The sequence below is a fragment of the Pseudarthrobacter chlorophenolicus genome (assembly GCF_000962805.1).
Classification (GTDB): Bacteria; Actinomycetota; Actinomycetes; order Actinomycetales; family Micrococcaceae; genus Arthrobacter; species Arthrobacter chlorophenolicus_A.
In genome coordinates, this window is sequence record NZ_JZTW01000006.1 from 126,592 (window position 1) to 144,125 (window position 17,534).

At 62.6% G+C, this 17,534-nt stretch carries 11 protein-coding genes; 9 read left to right on the forward strand and 2 right to left on the reverse strand.

Going from position 1 to position 17,534, the window contains the following annotated elements:
• Positions 1-172 precede the first annotated feature (172 nt).
• A complete protein-coding gene (locus tag UC32_RS08335) occupies positions 173-1,747 on the forward strand; it encodes an MFS transporter (RefSeq protein ID WP_161797262.1) in 1,575 nt (524 codons plus the stop codon).
• A 64-nt stretch (positions 1,748-1,811) separates the two neighbouring features.
• Here the strand turns inward: UC32_RS08335 and UC32_RS08340 are convergent, their stop codons facing one another.
• A complete protein-coding gene (locus UC32_RS08340; RefSeq protein ID WP_045730762.1) occupies positions 1,812-5,114 on the reverse strand; it encodes a glycosyl hydrolase in 3,303 nt (1,100 codons plus the stop codon).
• 267 nt (positions 5,115-5,381) lie between these two features.
• Here UC32_RS08340 and UC32_RS08345 point away from each other — a divergent pair, with 267 nt between their 5' ends.
• The 5 genes from UC32_RS08345 to UC32_RS08365 are packed head-to-tail and all read left to right on the forward strand — an operon-like array spanning position 5,382 to position 11,713.
• Positions 5,382-6,704, forward strand: coding sequence for an ABC transporter substrate-binding protein (locus tag UC32_RS08345; protein ID WP_161797263.1), 1,323 nt, complete (start codon positions 5,382-5,384; stop codon positions 6,702-6,704).
• 34 nt (positions 6,705-6,738) lie between these two features.
• On the forward strand, positions 6,739-7,698 hold the full coding sequence (locus tag UC32_RS08350) for a carbohydrate ABC transporter permease (RefSeq protein WP_015938683.1): 960 nt from the start codon (positions 6,739-6,741) through the stop codon (positions 7,696-7,698).
• A gap of 6 nt (positions 7,699-7,704) precedes the next feature.
• Positions 7,705-8,541, forward strand: coding sequence for a carbohydrate ABC transporter permease (locus UC32_RS08355; RefSeq protein ID WP_015938682.1), 837 nt, complete (start codon positions 7,705-7,707; stop codon positions 8,539-8,541).
• Positions 8,538-10,073 carry a family 43 glycosylhydrolase gene (locus tag UC32_RS08360; RefSeq protein ID WP_045730764.1) on the forward strand — a complete coding sequence of 512 codons (1,536 nt, stop codon included), beginning with the start codon at positions 8,538-8,540 and terminating at the stop codon, positions 10,071-10,073. The genes UC32_RS08355 and UC32_RS08360 overlap by 4 nt, the downstream gene beginning before the upstream one ends.
• Before the next feature lie 50 nt (positions 10,074-10,123).
• Positions 10,124-11,713 carry a DUF5597 domain-containing protein gene (locus tag UC32_RS08365; protein WP_200896354.1) on the forward strand — a complete coding sequence of 530 codons (1,590 nt, stop codon included), beginning with the start codon at positions 10,124-10,126 and terminating at the stop codon, positions 11,711-11,713.
• Positions 11,714-11,808: 95 nt separating this feature from the next.
• Here UC32_RS08365 and UC32_RS08370 read toward each other — a convergent pair whose 3' ends face one another.
• Positions 11,809-13,305: a GMC oxidoreductase gene (locus tag UC32_RS08370; protein ID WP_045730766.1), complete on the reverse strand. Its 1,497-nt coding sequence runs from the start codon at positions 13,303-13,305 to the stop codon at positions 11,809-11,811.
• 292 nt (positions 13,306-13,597) lie between these two features.
• Here UC32_RS08370 and UC32_RS08375 point away from each other — a divergent pair, with 292 nt between their 5' ends.
• From UC32_RS08375 to UC32_RS08385, 3 genes are read left to right on the forward strand one after another with little or no spacing between them, the layout of a single operon-like run.
• Positions 13,598-14,638: a TIM barrel protein gene (locus tag UC32_RS08375; protein WP_052690546.1), complete on the forward strand. Its 1,041-nt coding sequence runs from the start codon at positions 13,598-13,600 to the stop codon at positions 14,636-14,638.
• Positions 14,628-15,020 (forward strand): C-glycoside deglycosidase beta subunit domain-containing protein, encoded by a 393-nt coding sequence (locus tag UC32_RS08380; protein WP_045730767.1) that lies wholly within the window; start codon positions 14,628-14,630, stop codon positions 15,018-15,020. Before UC32_RS08375 ends, UC32_RS08380 begins: the two co-directional genes overlap by 11 nt.
• Positions 15,021-15,065: 45 nt before the next feature.
• Positions 15,066-17,249 (forward strand): glycoside hydrolase family 3 N-terminal domain-containing protein, encoded by a 2,184-nt coding sequence (locus UC32_RS08385; RefSeq protein WP_045730768.1) that lies wholly within the window; start codon positions 15,066-15,068, stop codon positions 17,247-17,249.
• Positions 17,250-17,534: the final 285 nt, after the last annotated feature.

Here is a 17,534-nt window from a genome sequence, read left to right on the forward strand (position 1 = left end):
CCGATGTTGGAGCACCCGGCATTGCGGCCCGCGCCGATGATAGATTCGTTGCGATACCGGGGCTCTTGGGCCCGTCGGTTGGGGGTCAACGTTCCTCCGGGCGCGCATCTGGCCGGTATCGAGCCGCCTTTGCCGGCTCTCCCGGAACGAGGTTGCGGTGCGCCGTTCAAACGTGTCCCCATCCACCATCCCGGACGATGTGGATGGTTCTCCTGCCCTTGGCGTGACAGCGGAAACAGGTCCATCCACGCCGTCCGATTCAGTAGCCCAGCCGCCACCCCCGTTAAGGGTCGGCCCGATCTACGCAGCGTTGCTGATCATCGTGTTGCTGGGCGCCCTGGACCACACGATCGTGGCCACTGCGCTTCCCACTGTGGTGGGTGAGTTGGACGGTGCGCGCCACATGGCGTGGATCATCACGGCCTATACGCTGGCGATGACTGTCGGCATGCCTGTCTACGGACGGTTGGGGGACCGCTATGGCCGGCCTTTGCTCCTCATGGTTGCGTTGACAATCTTCCTCGGCGCCTCCGTTTTGTGTGGTTTCGCCCAGGACATGTTCCAGCTCTCCCTGTATCGGGGAATCCAGGGGCTGGGTGGAGCAGGGCTGGGTGTTCTCCCGCCGGCCATCATCGCCGACCTCGTACCGCCACGGCAAAGAGCCAAATACCTCGGCCCTTTGGGATCGGTGTTCGGCGTTGCCACGGTGATCAGCCCCCTGGTTGGCGGCGCCATCACTGACACCGTTGGGTGGCGGTGGGTGTTCTGGATCAACCTTCCCGTTGGTCTCTTGGCCCTGGCCATGGCGTTTTCCCTTCGCCGTCTGAAAACCGCACGTGGCTCGGGCGGCGTCGATTGGCCGGGGACCCTCCTGATGGTTCTTTTCACCTGTTCTTTGGTGGCTGTGGTCTCGTTGGGCACCGAGCCGGGCATCTCCGCGGGCATTCTCTGGACCATCGGCGCGGTCGCGGCCATTTCCGGCGCGCTCTTCGTGGTGGTGGAGATCCGCTCCAAGCACCCCCTGATTCCGATGAAAATGTTCAAGAGCTGGCCCGTGGTCAATGCGGCCGGCCTGGGCCTGGTTATTGGTGCCGGCCTCTTCAGCGTGGTGGCGTACCTTCCCAGCTACGTGCAGATGGTGTACTCCACCTCGGCTTCCGTGGCCGGAATGATTCTCCTGCCGATGGTCCTGGGAATGATGGTTTCAACGAACCTCACCGGGTGGCTTGTGAGCCGTACCGGGCGGTACAAGATTTTCCCCCTGGCAGGCTCGGCTTTGGCCGTTGCAGCAGCCATTGGCCTCAGGCTCCTGCAGCCCGGTACCCCGCTGCCTGTAGTGGGGATCTTGCTGGCATTTTTGGGTTTGGCCGTGGGCAGCTTCATGCAGATCACTGTCGTGGCGGCGCAAAACGCCATGCCGCACTCGGTGGTGGGCAGCGTCACCGCCTCACTCGGCTACCTTCGTGAACTCGGCGTAACCGTGGGCACAGCGGTGTTCGGCGGTCTCTTCGCGACCATGCTGGCACGGGGTGCAGCAGAGAACACCCTGGGTGTGCCCGCCTCCACGGTCACGGATCCCCAGGCAGTCCAGCAGTTGCCGGCCGAGCTGCAGTCCGGGGTGGCGGTCATCTACACCGACGCCTTCCTGCCGATCTTCGGATTGCTGGCGTGCATCTTCGCGGTCGGTGTTCTGCTGTCCGTCTTCATGCCGGAGCAGCGCTTGGCAGATCACAGGGACGGGAAGTAGCAACGCCCGTTACTCCGCCGCCTTGTGTTGCGGAGTAACGGGCGTTTTACTTGGCCTTTCCGGGTCAGTCGTCCAGGACCAGCAACCGCACCGGGCCGTGAAGGCCAGCAGGCATGGTTGGTGCATCCGGCTCAAAGATGGAGGCCGCGGGGCGGGCGAAGTTCCCCTCTGCGGCATCGCCGGCAAGCCGGTTCCACCAGGTATTGGTCACAGCTATTTCCACCTCATTGCTGCCGGCCCGGATCGCGTCTGTGACGTCGACGCGGAACGGGCAGGTCCACAAAGTGCCCACAGTGCTGCCGTTGACCCTGACCTCAGCCAGTTCACTCACCCCGGCCAGATCCAGCAGAAGCCGCTTGCCGGGTCCGGTCAGAATCCCATCGGTTGAGAAAGTGTGGCGGTACGTTCCTGTCCCCGAGAAGCCGGTCACGTCGGGCCCGTGGGCGTCGGCCCCGGGTCCGGCCCAAGGAGCCACGCCCGGCATCACAAGGGCGGACGGATCCTGGCCATCGCCGTCGAAGGCCACTTCCCAAGGACCCTCAAGCGTGTGCGCTGCGGCAATCTCTGCGCTGGTATCGGAGACATTCACAGTTGCCCCACCGGTCCTGTGCAGGAGGACGAAGGCCGAACCGAACGGTTCCAACTGCAGCTCCACTGCGGTTCTTCCGGCCTCCGGGCGAAAGGCGATGGGAGTCCGGGAAGCAGCCACCGGATCCCAGCATTCGGCGGCGGTCGCCGTGCCCCTGAAAGAGGCGCTGACCTGTTCGGCACGTTCGCGCTGGTTGCTGACGAAATACAGTTCTGCGTTCGGCAACTGCCGGTGGATGACGGGCAGGTTTGCTGCCGCCGCGGCCTCCAGAACCCAGTCGGGCTCCACCCCCGCCCGGGCCAACGCAGTGGACACGCCCTCCTCTGCGGCCACCCCCGCGAGGTCAATCAAGCCCGGATGTCCGCCCCAAAGAAGGTCGACGGCGGCACTCCACTCAGCGGGATCGTCGCTTTGGCTGGGGGAGCGTTCGGGACGCCACCCGGCCACGAGGGCTCCGTCCTGCAGCAATTCGATGAGTCGCCGAACCGCCCGGAGCGTCATCCGGTGGCTGGTCCCTCCGAGATAAAGGAGCCGGTAGGTGGTGCCGCCAGTGGTGAGAAGGCCGCCGTCGGGCGTTACGGTGACGTGGTTCAGCAGCCCGTCCAGGTTGATGAGATCAAAGCCGTGGCCTTCCGGGACTTCGGGGGCGGTATCGCCGAAGACGCCCGTGACGGGCGCTTCCTCACCGTAAAAGTAGGCGACATCGGCGGCGTAGGTACCCTGCTGCAGCAGATAGCTGCAGCGGCCCAAGTAATCGAGCCACGGCTTCGCCGCGTGCGCCCAGGTCTCATTCCGGGTAAAGGACTGTCCAAGGTAAGGCGACAGGGTGACTCCGGGCTTGGGTACTGCCTCGGGCTGATGAGGTGAAGTGTGGATGTTCAGGAGGTTGACCCCCAAAGCGAACTCCAGATCCGCGATTGGTTTGAGCGTCCGGGGTGCAAAAGCGAACGGTTTGCCAAAGGCGCTCATGGATTCTGCCCCGGTGGCTGCCTTTCCGTACACGTGGGCAACCGACGCGGCCCCACGAAGATCGGCAACGTAGGTGGGCTGGGGTCCCTTATCCGGCTCGTAGCACCACATGGCACCCATGGGAACATCAGCGTAGGAACGCATCCCGACGTCGTCGCCCAGCTGCGGCCGGTGGTCCTCCAAAGCCTCCGCATAATACGTCAGGCCCCGTTCCCTGGCGATGTCCGCGATGGTTCCATAGTGGTTCTCCGCGAGGAGTTCGGAGATGGTCTTCCGGAGGTCCCACAGGAAGGAATCGCTCTGCTCCGCACTGCCAACAACGATGCCGCTGATGGCAGGAAGCCACGGCAGCAGATCGTAGCCGCGGCGTTTCATGAACTCGGCACGCATGGCACCGGTCCAGTTCTGGGGCCCTGATTCGATGCTGTCGCTGAGCAATGCAGACACTCCATCCAGGCCGCTGCCGAGGGCTTCTTCGAAGAAACCCAGGTAATCGCTGAAGTACCGGGTAACCAAAGCGGCGTCCAGCTTGTCCACTTCCAAGCCGGTAGCGTCAACGGGGGCCGGGGCGTTGAGGTGCCCGGTCAGGGAATACCCGTACCGCAGGATGGTCCAATCTCCGCTGTCCGGTGTCCAGTCGAGAATTCCATCGGGTCCAAGGAACGCGGTGACATCAATGATGTCCTGCGGCTGGACGGCGTCGGACGTTTGGCAAGTGCCGCCGTCGAGCGCGTAGTAATCGGGCACGGGCGCGTAGCCGGCCTTTTCCTCCGACCTGGCCACGCGCCCACCGGAGAACAGCTGGAAAGCTGAAACCTTGAACGTCCCGCCGCCCTTGGAAGCTGCAAAAGGCAGTGGTTTTATCCCCTGTACCAGGGGGAATTCGTGGCCTTTTCCGGTCTCCAGGACCAGCCGAAAGCAGCGTGCTGTGATCGTGGGGAAACTTGCGGACCGGACAGGTGACCCGGATGCCGGGAGATCAGCCACCTTGCTGAACGTGACGCCGTCGGTGCTGGCTTCCACATGCGCTTTCGGGGCCGGCGCTACGCCGAAACCACGCGAGGCCGGCAGCCCCACACGCACCGAGGAAACGTGCGTTGGCTGGTCGAATTCTGCCGTTATCCATGCAGTGCCGGAGGCTGCCACAACCTCCGCCGTCGGCCAGAACGTGCCGTCGGCCAAGGATTCAGGATGCCGGTCCCCGGAAGTGGTACCACTGGCAACCACCCGTGAAGGCGTCAGCTGGAAGTGTCCGCCGCGCCGGGGCAATGCCAGTACCGCCACGTCGTCGTAAAACTCCGGGACGCCAACGGGATCATTGCGGATCGCTCCGAAGGGGACGTCCTGGAAAGGGCCGGATACCGACGGCGGTACGGCCAACCGGGGCATTGCCGGCTGGCCGGCGGTCACCGCCGTGGTGCTCCAAACGAGCTTCTTCATTCCGGCGTGGGGTGCCACCCAAGGCCCGCCCGTCGCGCTCCAACCGGCGGAGGTGGCCACGGCCAGTTCCAGTCCCAGCCTGGTGGAAGTGGACGCCGCGCAGGAGATGGCCGTTTGCCATGCCGGGGAACGGAAAGAGACGCGCTCCCGGGTGTACTGGGGGATGCCCATGGAACCGGTGAAGGCCTGGACTCCACCTGCGCCGGAGGAGGCAAGCCACTCAAGGTCCTTGACGATCCCAGCGGGGTCGATGTTTCCGTCCATCCAGTGCCACCACACCCGGGGGCGGGCCGTGACGGGTGGGTCCGCGAATCCTGGAAACACAGCATCGGCAGCTGACGGGAGGGCAGGCGTGGCATCGTCGCTCACGGAAACATCCTTTGGTGGTGGGTGGGGAAGCGGCTCAGGCCGGAGCATCCGGATTCAGCCTAAACGCAGGCATTTGCCAGTGGGAGGAACCAGGCATGCAGAGAGAAGATGGTGAGCATAGACGATAACTATTTCCATGGCTGCTCTGGCCTGCCCTACCTTGAATGACAGGAGCCAGCTTGTGATCCAGGAAACACAAACTGACGCAAGGCTCGAATCCACTGATCACTAGATGGTCAGGACAACGACGTCATGAAAGGCCACATCATGAAGAAAGCACCAAGCCCGGCTGGCCGGAGGTTTCTCTCCGTTGCGGCACTGGCATCCGTTACCGCACTGGCGTTGAGCGCCTGTGGTGGGGGCGACACCAACAGCAACGCACCCATCGCTGAAGAAACCGGCCCTGTTGAGATCACCCTCGCAACCCCTGCCTTTACAGGTGGTGGCGCAGGAAACCCGTACCTGACATTGATCGACGCCTTTAAGGCCAAGAACCCAAACATCACGGTCAAGCTGGTGGAGTCGCCCAATGACCAGCACGGTCAGACCATGCGCACCCAGCTCCAGGCAGGCAACGCGCCGGACATTTTCTACGTCACGGCAGGGCGGGGAAACAACCAGTCGTTCGCCTCGTTGGCCGAGGCAGGCTACCTGCAGGACCTGACGGACCAGAAGTGGGCAGCCGACGCGATCCCCGCTTCCGCCAAGAACCTGTACTACGACGACGACAAGGTCTTTGCCGTTCCGGCCGACCTCGCACCGATCACCATGCTTCAAAACACGGGTGTCTTGAAGGAGCTTGGGCTCCAGGAACCCGCCACCCTGGATGAGCTGATCACCCAGTGCAAGACTGCGCGGGCAGCCGGCAAGTCGTACTTCGCAGTGGCAGGAACCTCCGGCGCCAACACGGGCCTCCAGGCAATGCAACTCGCGGCATCACTGGTTTACGCCAAGGACCCCCAGTGGGACGCCAAACGCGCCAAGAACGAAACCACCTTCGCTGACTCGGACTGGAAGAAGGTGCTGGAGCAGATCGTGAAGTTCAAGGACGCCGGCTGCTACCAGGACGGTGCCGCGGGTGCCGGCTTTGACCAGCTTTTCCCGTCAGTTGCCCAGGGCAAGGTGGCGGCAGCATTCGCCCCCGCCGGCGCTGTTGCCGCCCTCCGGGCGCAGGTCAAGGACGGATCCTTCGATGTAGCTGTTCTGCCTGGCGAAAAGGCTGAAGACAGCCGGCTGATCGCAAGCCCGGGCAACGCCCTGGCCGTCAACGCTGCCGGCAAGCACAAGGGTTCCACCCTGAAGTTCCTGGAATTCCTTGCCCAGCCCGCCAACCAGGATGCCTTGGCGAAAGCAAACGGAAACGTATCTGTCACCTCGGCACTTTCAGGGACCGTGCCCGAGCAGTTCCCGCTGCTGGAACCGTACTTCTCTGAGCCCGAGAAAAAGATCGTCACCCAGCCCAACTACCTCTGGCCCAACAGCGGCGTCTACGACTCGCTCGGTACCGGCATCCAGGGACTTCTGACCGGGCAGGCCACCCCTGACCAGGTTCTGAAGACCATGGACGAGCAGTACGACCGCGGCGCCTAGCCCACGGCGTCGAACCTGATTGGAAGAACTTCCCATGACCGCACAACTTGAGCATAAAGCGGAGGGCGCCCGGGTCACCGGGCGCCCGCCCCGCTCCAGCAAACAGAACAGCCGCAAAAGCGAACGCAGCACGGAGCGTCGCTTCGCAACGTGGTGGTGGTTCACCCCCGCACTCCTGGCCCTGGTGCTCATCCACTACGCCCCCAGCGCCATTGGAGCATTCTTCGCCTTCACCAACTGGAAAGGCCTGGGAAAGTGGAAGTTTGTCGGCTGGGAAAACTTCGCAGCAATAGCCGACGGCGGCCCCACCACCGCAGCGCTGATCAATACCTTCATCATCGGTATCTCATTTGTGGTTCTGACCAACGTCCTTGGCCTGCTGCTTGCTCTGGGCCTCAACCGGACCGTCAAGTCCCGCAACGTCATCCGAACCCTGATCTTCGCGCCCGTGGTGCTCAGCTCATTGGCTACGTCCTACATTTGGAAGTTTATCTTTGAGCAGGACGGCCCGCTGAACGAATTCCTCCGCTCCGTTGGATTGGAATCACTGCAACGCACGTGGCTCGGTGATCCATCCACGGTCCTGCCGGCCATCATCGTAGTCATGGTCTGGCAGAACGTTGGACTGGTGATGGTCATGTACCTTGCTGGCCTGGCCACAGTTTCCCCCGAACTTGAAGAGGCAGCCTCCCTCGACGGAGCGAGCCTGTGGCAGAGATTCAACTACGTGGTGCTTCCGGCCATCATGCCCTCCGTGGTTATTGCCATGACGCTCATGCTGATCAATGGCCTCCGGGTGTTCGATCAGATCCAGGCACTGACGGGCGGCGGACCCTACGGTGCGTCGGAAACCCTCGCCGTGACCATCTACAAGGAAACATTCGTCATGGGCCGTTTCGGCTTCGGTGCCGCGCTCGCCTTGGTCATGTCCTTGATCATCATCATCCTCACGGTGGCCCAGCGCCTCCTCCTCCGCACGAGTTCCAAAGGTTAACCGATCATGTTCCGTTACACGAAGAAGACTTTGCTTCGCGAGGCATTGCTGATCCTGGTTGCCCTGATCTTCCTGCTTCCGTTCTACTTCCTGATTAACCTGGCATTGAAGAACGGCAACGACGCACTCACGACGTCGGCGATGCAGCTGGTCACCAACCCCACTTTGGATGCCTTTGGACAAGCCATCCGCGGCGGCCGCCAGGCAACCTTGATGGATGGGATGCTCAACAGCATCATCATCACGGCCGGAAGCGTGCTGGTGCTGGTAGCTGTAGGCTCCATCTCGGCGTATACGCTGAGCCGCCGGACAGGCAAGCTGAGCAAGGCAGCCATGGGCCTCATCCTGGTCACAATGGTTCTGCCGGCCCAGGCCGCCATCATCCCCATCTACGTGGGTATGAGGAACGTCGGGTTGGTGGGCACCCACGCCGGAACGATCATCATGTATGCGGGCGCACTTCTGCCCATCTCCATCTTTTTGTACATGGGGTTCACCAACGGCATCGCCCGGGACTATGAAGAAGCCGCACAAATAGACGGAGCATCCCGGTTCACCGTGTTCCGCAAAATCATCTTTCCGCTTCTCTCGCCCGCAACGGGCACCGTGGCGATCTTCACCGGCCTGATTGTCTGGAACGACTTCTTTACCGGCTTGATCTTCCTCAACGGCTCGGACGCCGTGACGTTGCCGGTGGTGATCTACAACTTCGTGGGGGAGAGCGTCTCGCAATGGAACGTGATTTTCGCAGCCATCATCATCTCCATGATCCCCATCCTGGCGTTCTTCCTGGTGGCACAGAAACAGTTCATCCAAGGCTTCACAGGAGGCGTTAAATCTTGAGCCCGCTTGAGGTTTTCACAGAAGGCCAGCGTCGCGCCGATCTGGGCGACGGCAGCTACCTGAACCCGGTCTTTGCCGGCGACCACCCGGACCCGGCCATCCTGCGGGACGGGGACGTCTACTACCTCACGTTTTCGTCCTTCGAGTCCACTCCCGGGCTGATCATCTGGCACTCCACGGATCTCCTCAATTGGCGGCCCCTGGGTCCTGCGTTGCCCACACCCATTGGCAACGTCTTTGCAGTGGACATGTGCAAGGTTGATGGCCGGTACTACATCTACGTTCCCGTTATTCCCACCTCCGTGTCGCCTGATCCGGGGGCTCCAGCCCAGATTTACGTCATTCATGCCGAATCCATGGCCGGACCGTGGAGCGAACCGGTCAACCTGGGAATCAACGGGCATATCGATCCCGGACACGTGGTGGGCGAGGACGGCAACCGCTACCTGTTCCTAAGTGGGGTCAGCCGTGTCCGCCTGAGTCCGGACGGTTTGTCCACTGACGGCCCCCTGGAACATGTCTACGATGGCTGGCGCTACCCGGATGATTGGGTGACCGAGGCCTACGCTCTGGAAGGACCCAAACTCGCTAAACGCGGAGAATGGTTTTACCTGACGACGGCGGTGGGCGGCACCTCCGGTCCGCCCACAGGGCATATGGTCACGGTAGCCCGCTCGCGTTCGGTCCACGGACCGTGGGAAGACTGCCCTGCCAACCCCATCATCCGGACTTGGGATGCCTCGGAACCATGGTGGAGCAAGGGGCACGCCACGCTTTTTGAAGGTCCTGGCGGTCAATGGTGGAGCATGTATCACGCCTATGAAAATGGGTTCACCACTCTGGGACGCCAGACTTTGTTGGAACCCATCGAATGGGACGAAAACGGCTGGCCCCGTGCAGCCGGAGGTGATCTCTCCAAGGCCCTGCCTGCACCTGTGCCGGGTGCTTCCGCAGCTGGAGGAACAGGTCACGGAATACAGCTTTCGGACGATTTCGCAGAGGACCGCTTCGGCATTCAGTGGTCCTTCCATTCTCCTGGCAAGGACGAGTATTCACGGGTTTCATTGGACGAAGGCCTGGTTCTCACGGCCAGCGGCAGTGATCCGTCCGACAGTTCGCCGCTGACCTGCATCGTGGGGGACAAACGCTACGAGGTCACCGTTGAAGCGGACCTCTCCGGTGGGGCCGAGGGCGGGCTGCTGCTCTATTACAGTGACCGGCTGTTCTGCGGGATGAGCCATGATGGGGACCGGCTCCGGAGCTACCGCGCCGGAAAGAACATTCCTTACTGGCGGGAGCCGGCACCTGCGGCGTCAACAATCCACTTCCGGATGGTAAATGACGCCCACATCGTCACGCAGTACTACAGCACCGATGGGATCAACTGGACCCGCCACGGGCTGCGTTACGAAATGTCCGGCTACAACACCAACACGGCCGGCGAGCTTCTGAGCCTGCGACCGGCCCTGTTTGCGGCGGGCTCCGGCCAAGTGCGGTTCAGGAATTTTCAATACCGAGTGATTGAGGACTGATGGATATCCGTAGCCTTCCCAGGCTGGAACGGTCCGCGGACCATGCCCGGTTGATCGTTGATGATGAGCCGTTTCTTTGCATAGGCGGCGAGCTGCACAATTCCAGTTCTTCCGACCGTCGCTACATGGCGCCCCTATGGGAGAAGATCGCGGCCACCAACGCCAACTCCGTCATTGCAACTGTGGCGTGGGACCAAGTGGAGCCCGAGGAAGGCCTTTTTGACTTCTCCGTCGTGGACGGGCTGCTGGAAGACGCCCGAACGGCCGGACTGCGGCTGGTGATCATCTGGTTCGGTGCCTTCAAGAATGCCTCATCCACCTACGCGCCATCGTGGGTCCGACGCGATACCGCACGTTTCCCCCGTGCCGATCGTGGAGCGGAACCCATGCGAACCCCATTTTCATATAAAGGCTCGATGCCTCGTCCCACCCTGTCGGTGTTTTCCAACGATCTGTTTGAAGCCGACAAGGCCGCGTACTGCCGACTCATGAAACACCTTGGCGAGGCCGACCCACAGCACACGGTGATCATGGTCCAAGTGGAGAACGAGGTGGGACTGCTTGGCGCGGGGAGGGACCGATCGGCCGCTGCCCTTGCAGCATGGAATTCTCCAGTGCCGGAAGTCCTCCGAAAAGCCCTGGCGAATGATCAAGGCACTTTTGACCCATCACTGGCAGACGTTCTCAGGCCCATCGTTACCTCCGAAGCCAGTTGGGAGGCGCATTTCGGCGACGGGAATCCTGTCGCTGACGAGGTGTTCATGGCATGCGCTTTTGCGGGCTATGTAGGGGGCCTCGCCGCGGCGGGCAAGGAGATCCTGGGAATCCCGGCCTACGCCAACGCGTGGCTCGGACCGCAGCCGGGACAGGAATTGCCGGGCAACTATCCCAGTGGCGGGCCGACTGCGAGGGTGCTGCCGGTGTGGCAGGCTGTTGCCCCGTCCCTCGACTTCCTGGCTCCCGATATCTATGTTCCCAACTCCGCTGACATCATGGAGCAATACGCTTCTCCAGGGAATCCGCTATTCATCCCGGAAGCCCGGTTCAGGGCCGGAGATGCTTTTCTCGCGGTAGGCCGGTTCGGCGGTTTCGGCTACCACGTCTTCGGGCTGGAAGATGCCCGCCCGGGCAATCAATACGGCGAAGCCTGCCGTGCGATTCTGTCCCTGACCAGGGACATCGTTGATGCCCAGCGTGACGGAGGTATCTTCGGTTTCGCCTTGGAGCAGGACGATGACGGGGTGGATGCCGGTTTCGGAGGCATCACCGTCAGCATTCGTAATGCAGCCAAGCTCTACACGGCGATGCTCCTTGACGCAGGCGTAGTCCTGCCGCCACCTCCGGAGCTGCCGGGCGAGACAGAAGGAGCAGCCCACGGCCACACTCCTGGCGATAACCGTCCCTTCGGGCTGGTGATCCAGCTAGGCCCCCTGGAGTTCCTTGTGGTGGGACAAGGTGCGCTGTTCGACTTCCACCAGGCGGATTCAGCGCTGGAGGTGGATTCAGTGCTGGAACTTCGGCTGACACCCGAAGGCTGGGAGGAAGGGCGGCTTCTGAACGGTGACGAGCGGCTCCAGGTTCTGCAAAGTGACCGGATCAGTGCTTCGCGTATCCGGTTATTAAGCATCGGCCAGGACTGACGCTGCCTGCAAGATCAGCAAAAGGGCGGGTCCACCACACTACGGTGGACCCGCCCTTTTGCTGCGGCACTCTTGGGGCCGTGGGACTTTCCGGGTTAGTGCATACTCCTCGCCAGCGACCGTGCTCCCAGGACCGCGAGGGCCACCGAAGTCAGCGTTGGATTGCAGGCGGTGGAAGTGGGGATCACGCCGTTGCCGGCCACATAAAGCCCTTCAGTACCCCACACCTGGCTGTCCGGACCGCATACCGAGCGGCCGTCGTCGTACTGTCCCATCCGGACCGACCCCTGGTAGTGGAGCGACGAACCTGCGGGGAGGAGGAAAGGCGGCCTGTCATCCAGGAAAGTTCCCAGGACCTTGCCTGCGCGGGTCACCGCCTCCTTGGCCTCTTCGATGACCCGGAGGTCCTTCCACGTGAGGTTGTAGTTGATGGTCATGCGGGGCATCCCGTAGTGGTCCAGGCTGGTGTCATCGAACTCCACCCTGTTTTCTTCCACGGTTTCCGTCGCGCAAAACCAGCCGAGTCCAATGACAGATCCCGGCACCACGGGGTCGTCTTCAGCGAGGGGCACAGGGGATGCATCAAGCTGCATCACTTGGCCGTGGAACGGTTCCTCGTCCGTGTAGGGAACCCAGGAAACACCGCTGTGCACCGCGGCACCGGCAGCGGCCTCTCCGGCACCTGACTGAACAACATCGGCCGGTAAACGCACGGCGCTGATGACTTGCGGCTGGTCGTTCAGGTACCGGCCCAGAGCCCGCGGCCGCACGCCCGAGGCGAACAAGAGCTGCGGTGTGCGGAGGGCATCGGCCGCCACCACCACTGCAGGCGCATGGACCTGGGTCACCGTACCGGTGGTGAGGTCCTTCAACTCGACTCCGGTGACGTGTCCGGCGTCGAGCATCACACGTTGGCACAGCGTCTGGTCACGGAGCTCAAAGAAGTCACCGCGCGTTGTCGGTTCAGCCAGCGGACCCATGACGACGTCGGTCCCGGACCATGTGATGGTGCCGTCAGGATGCTTTCGCACGGCAAGTGGCATGGGCTGGATGGCTGCGGCACCAGTGCGGTGAAAAGCGCGTTCGAGCCGGTCGCGGACGTCACCGGAGAAGGGAGCGTCAGCGAATGCCTCCGACGTGACGGACAAAAGCCGTTCGGCCTCTCCGAGAGCTGCATCAAGGGTTCCGTCGTCCAGGAACGAGATCCGCTCGGATGCTCCGGGCCTTGGGCAAGCGCAGGTCCAGTGGGCGCCCATGCCGCCGACGTTGCTGGACATGGCGGCCGCCGGCATTCCGGCCAGGGGAGCCAGTGCGTCCGGCCGCAACAGGAAAGTCCCTGGACGTCCGGGGCCGGGGACAGGGGACTCGGGGTTGAGGGAGGTGACCGGTCCTTGCGATGCCAGTTGGGCGGCCGCCCGAGCTTTCGGATCGGGCAGGTTTTTGACGTGCAAACCTGGTGGTTTGGACAACGACGGGCCGGCTTCCACCATCAAGACCCGCAGCTGCGGAGCCTCCTCGTGGAGGGTTCGGGCATAGGCGGCGCCTGCGGGACCGCTGCCAACAATGACGACGTCGTACTCATGGGTTTTCACGGGAATCCTTCACGGATCACTCAGTGCCCGGCGCGTGAACCTGCGGCACGGTGCCCGGGAGCATCAGCGCGCAGTACGCGCGGTGGTCGATGCAGGCACCTGTTAAAACGCTAACTGGTGGAAGGTCCTGGGAGGGCCTCCGGCAGTCATTCGATCTGTGGATGAGCGGCATTGGGGTTCCTGATCCTGGGGCCACTGCCATTTGCAGGATGCCGCCAGTAGCGTTGGACTACGCCCGTCGTAGGTCGGTGCGAAATGTCGCGTCCAGTGCGCGCCAAACACGAGGAGCTGGGTGTTGAGTACCGCCCATCAGATCAAGCGTGGAGTCAGTTTCTACAGTTACCAGGAAGAGTGCTTCCTGAAGAAGATGTCCTTGGAGGACTGTGTCAGCGAGGCCGCGACCATAGGGGCCTTGGGGATCGAGATCATCCCCGAACAATCCATGACCGGGTATCCGGATCCCGGCGCAGCCTTCTACCGCACGTGGGACGGTTGGATGGAAAAGTACGGAACCACAACGGTGGCCACGGACCTTTTCCTGGATACCAAGCGCTATCCCGGCCGGGTCATGACCCTGGACGAGATGACGGAGTCCGTTCGCAGGGACCTGGACATCGCCAAGAGAATGGGCGCCAAGCACGTCCGGGCCATCATCAACACGCCGCCGGAGGTCATGGAAGCGTGCGCCTCCTACGCTGAGAAGCTGGGCCTGAAGCTGCTTCTGGAAGTGCATGCGCCCTTCCACTACGAGCACCCCTGGGTGATCCGGCATTTGGAGGTCATGCACCGCTTGCAGTCTCCGGCTCTGGGCTTCATGCCTGATATGGGCACGTTCGTTGAACGTTTCCCCCGGGTTATGTCGGACCGGGCGCTACGGGACGGAGCCAGGCCCCATCTTGTGGAGCTCGCTGTGGAAACGTACAACAGCCGCGGGGACGTGCACGGGCTCATGGACACCTTCAACTACATGGGCGCCCACCCGGTGGAGCAGGGCATCGCCCGGCTTTCCACTTTCCTTACCTGGAATGATCCCCGAGTGATGTTGGAGCACATGCCGCTGATCCACCACATCCAGGCGAAGTTCTACGAGATGACCGATGAGGGTACGGAATACAGCATCCCCTACGACAAAATCATCCCGGTGCTGATTGAAGGCGGATACAACGGCTATCTCTCCAGCGAGTACGAAGGCAACAGGCATATCCAGGACATTTTTGAGGTGGACAGCGTAGAGCAGGTCCGCCGGCAGCACCGGATGTTTGAGCGTCTGCTCGGTGAAGACGAAGGGGTCGCCGCAGGCGCCTCTGCCCAGGGAGGTCACAGTGTTCGATAAGTACATGATCGTTGAGGACACCCTCCGCAACGTGGTTAAGGGTGACGACGTCACCGGCTTCCAGCTTGGGGTGCGGCTTCCGTACTATCGCGGTTTAGGGCTTTCCATGGTGGAGGACGTGCAGGTCACCGTCGACGGCGAGACAGCCCCGGCCTCTGCCGTATCCCTCACCGTCCACGGAAATACCTACACACTGGCAGACCTCCCCGGGATCTTCGATGACCGCTGGGAAATGGGCGAAATTGCAACAGTGGCCGTGGACAAGCCAGGCGGACTGGAGCGTGGCGAGCACTCGGTGGCGGTACGTGAACGGTTGAGGATCTCCTACATGCCCGTTCCGGGCGGTGGCGCCGACCAAAAGGTACTGACACTCCGGGACTGACCGCCGTAGTTGGCGCAATGTCCACCATCAACGAAAGGACCAACGGTGACATTGGCGCCGGCACACCACGAGCTTGTGGAAAACCTCCTGGAATCCCTGACGTGGGAACAAAAGCTCGCCCAACTCCAGATAGCTTTCCGTCCGCGGCTGGAGGATGCTGCAGAGCTGGTCCGCAGCGGGATCGGAGCCATCTTCTGGCCGCGCAGTGCCGGCGCCACCAATGAGCTGCAACGCATTGCCCGTGAGGAAACGCCCCATGGCATCCCGCTCCTGGTGGGGTTGGATGTCATCCACGGACAGCGGACAACCTTTCCGGTACCCATCGCCCAGGCAGCCAGCTTTGATCCGGCCACCGCCGAGGTGGATGCCCGCGTCACAGCGCAGGAGGCGGCCTCCGGGGGAGTCAACTGGACGTTCTCGCCCATGATCGATGTGTCCCGGGATCCTCGCTGGGGCCGCGTTGTTGAAGGCTTCGGAGAAGACGCCTACGTCAACAGTGTGTTCGGAGCGGCGAAGGTGCGCGGTTACCAAGGGAAATCGCTAAGTGATCCGGGTTCCATACTGGCGTGCGCCAAACACTTTGTGGCCTACGGCCAGGCGGAAGGTGGACGGGACTACAACACTGTTGATGTTTCCAGCCAGCGGCTCCGCAACGTCTACTTGGACCCGTTCAGGGCTGCTGTCGACGCGGGCGTGGCCACGGTCATGGCCGCCTTCAATACAGTTTCCGGGCGGCCGGCGCATGCCAACCACCACCTGCTGACCTCCATCCTGAAGGACGAGTTTGGTTTTGAGGGCGTTGTGGTGGGTGATGCCGATGGTGTGGTTAATCTGCTGGACCATGGCATTGCCGAGGATATAGCGGACGCGCTGAGGCAGTCATTTGCGGCCGGCCTGGACGTTGAGATGGGCGGCAACGTCACAACGGCCGACGGCGGCGCTCGCCTTGGGCCGGATGACGTGCCAGTGGCACGCGTGGACGATGCGGTCCGGCGGGTCCTCCGCCTGAAACTTGCGCTGGGCTTGTTCGCCAATCCGTACCGGGCGCCCGAGCACGAGGTGACGGTGCCGTCCCCTGACAGCCGCCGGGCTACGCTGGCCGCTGCAGAGAAGGGGCTGGTCCTGCTCAAGAATGAGTCCGTTTTGCCCCTTAGTCCGGCTCCACAGCGGGTACTCCTTGTGGGGCCCTACGCCAACAGCACTGATCACCTCGGTGCGTGGGTACAGTCCTTTGCCGAACCCGTGGGCTCGCTGGCCGATGCGATCCGGCAAGAATGCCCGGAGTGGCAACTGACTGTGAGGGACGCCACGGGCTTTTTTGGTGGTGAGTCCGAATCGATATCCCAGGCCGTGGCTGACGGTGCTGACTTCGACGCGATCGTAGTTGCTGTCGGGGAACCTTCGGCACTGTCAGGTGAGGCGAACTCCCGCAGCGACCTCAGGCTTCCCGGTGCCCAGGAAGAGCTGATCCTTGCTGTGGCTGCCACCGGCACGCCGTCGGCCGTTGTCATGTTCAATGGGCGACCCCTGGTTACCGCCGCATGGATCGATGCTGTACCGGCGCTTTTGGAAGCGTGGCACTCGGGGTTGGAAGGCCCGCGTGCCGTGGCCCGTGCCCTGAGTGGCGCAGTGAACCCGGGCGGGCGGTTGCCCATGACGTTTCCCAGGTCTTCCAGCCAGGTCCCCATTTACTACGACCACGAGAACACGGGGCGCCCGGCCACGATTTCCGGAACGATCGACGGCGGCGCCCTCGACGTGGGATTGCTGGGTCCCGGCAACACCGATGGCCATTACACGTCCAAGTACAGGGACCTTGAACTGGGACCGCAGTTCCCGTTTGGGCACGGCCTCAGCTACACCACCTTCCAGCACGGCGGGGCCAGCGTGACTCCGGCAAGTACTTCCTTGGACGATCTCCGTGCGGGGAGATCAGTTGAGGTGTCGGTTTCCGTCACGAACACCGGGGCGGTGGCAGGGGACGAAGTCACCATGGTGTTCATTCGGGACCTGGTGGCGTCGCTGGCCCAGCCCGTCCGCCGGTTGCGCTCGTTCACTCGGTCAACCCTGGACCCGGACCAGTCCACAACAGTGACCTTTGAGCTGGGCTGGAAAGACCTCGGTTTCTGGGACAATCAGGACCAGTACGCCGTGGAGGCCGGGACCTTCGAAATCCATGTGGGCGGCGGGCTGGAGCACGCGCAGGTTGTGGAGCTCCGCGTCTCCTGAAGGAGGCCGGCCTCCCGGTATGTCCTTCCCAGCGGCGGCTGTCCCTTCCGGGACGGCCGCCGCTTTGCTGTGCCCGCAGGTTAGTTCGCCATGGATGGGGACCGCGGGATGCGCGCCGTGCCCGCGAATCATGGGCCTGTTCGCGAAACCCGACTCTTCAAGGCTCTGATCCGCGAACAAGCCTCTGATGCGCCAAGCCCCGGGGCGGGAAGGCCCGCAAAACGGTGAGCCCGGGGAAACCCCGAGTTAACCTGCCCGCCCGACGCATGAAACGTCCACTTGGAT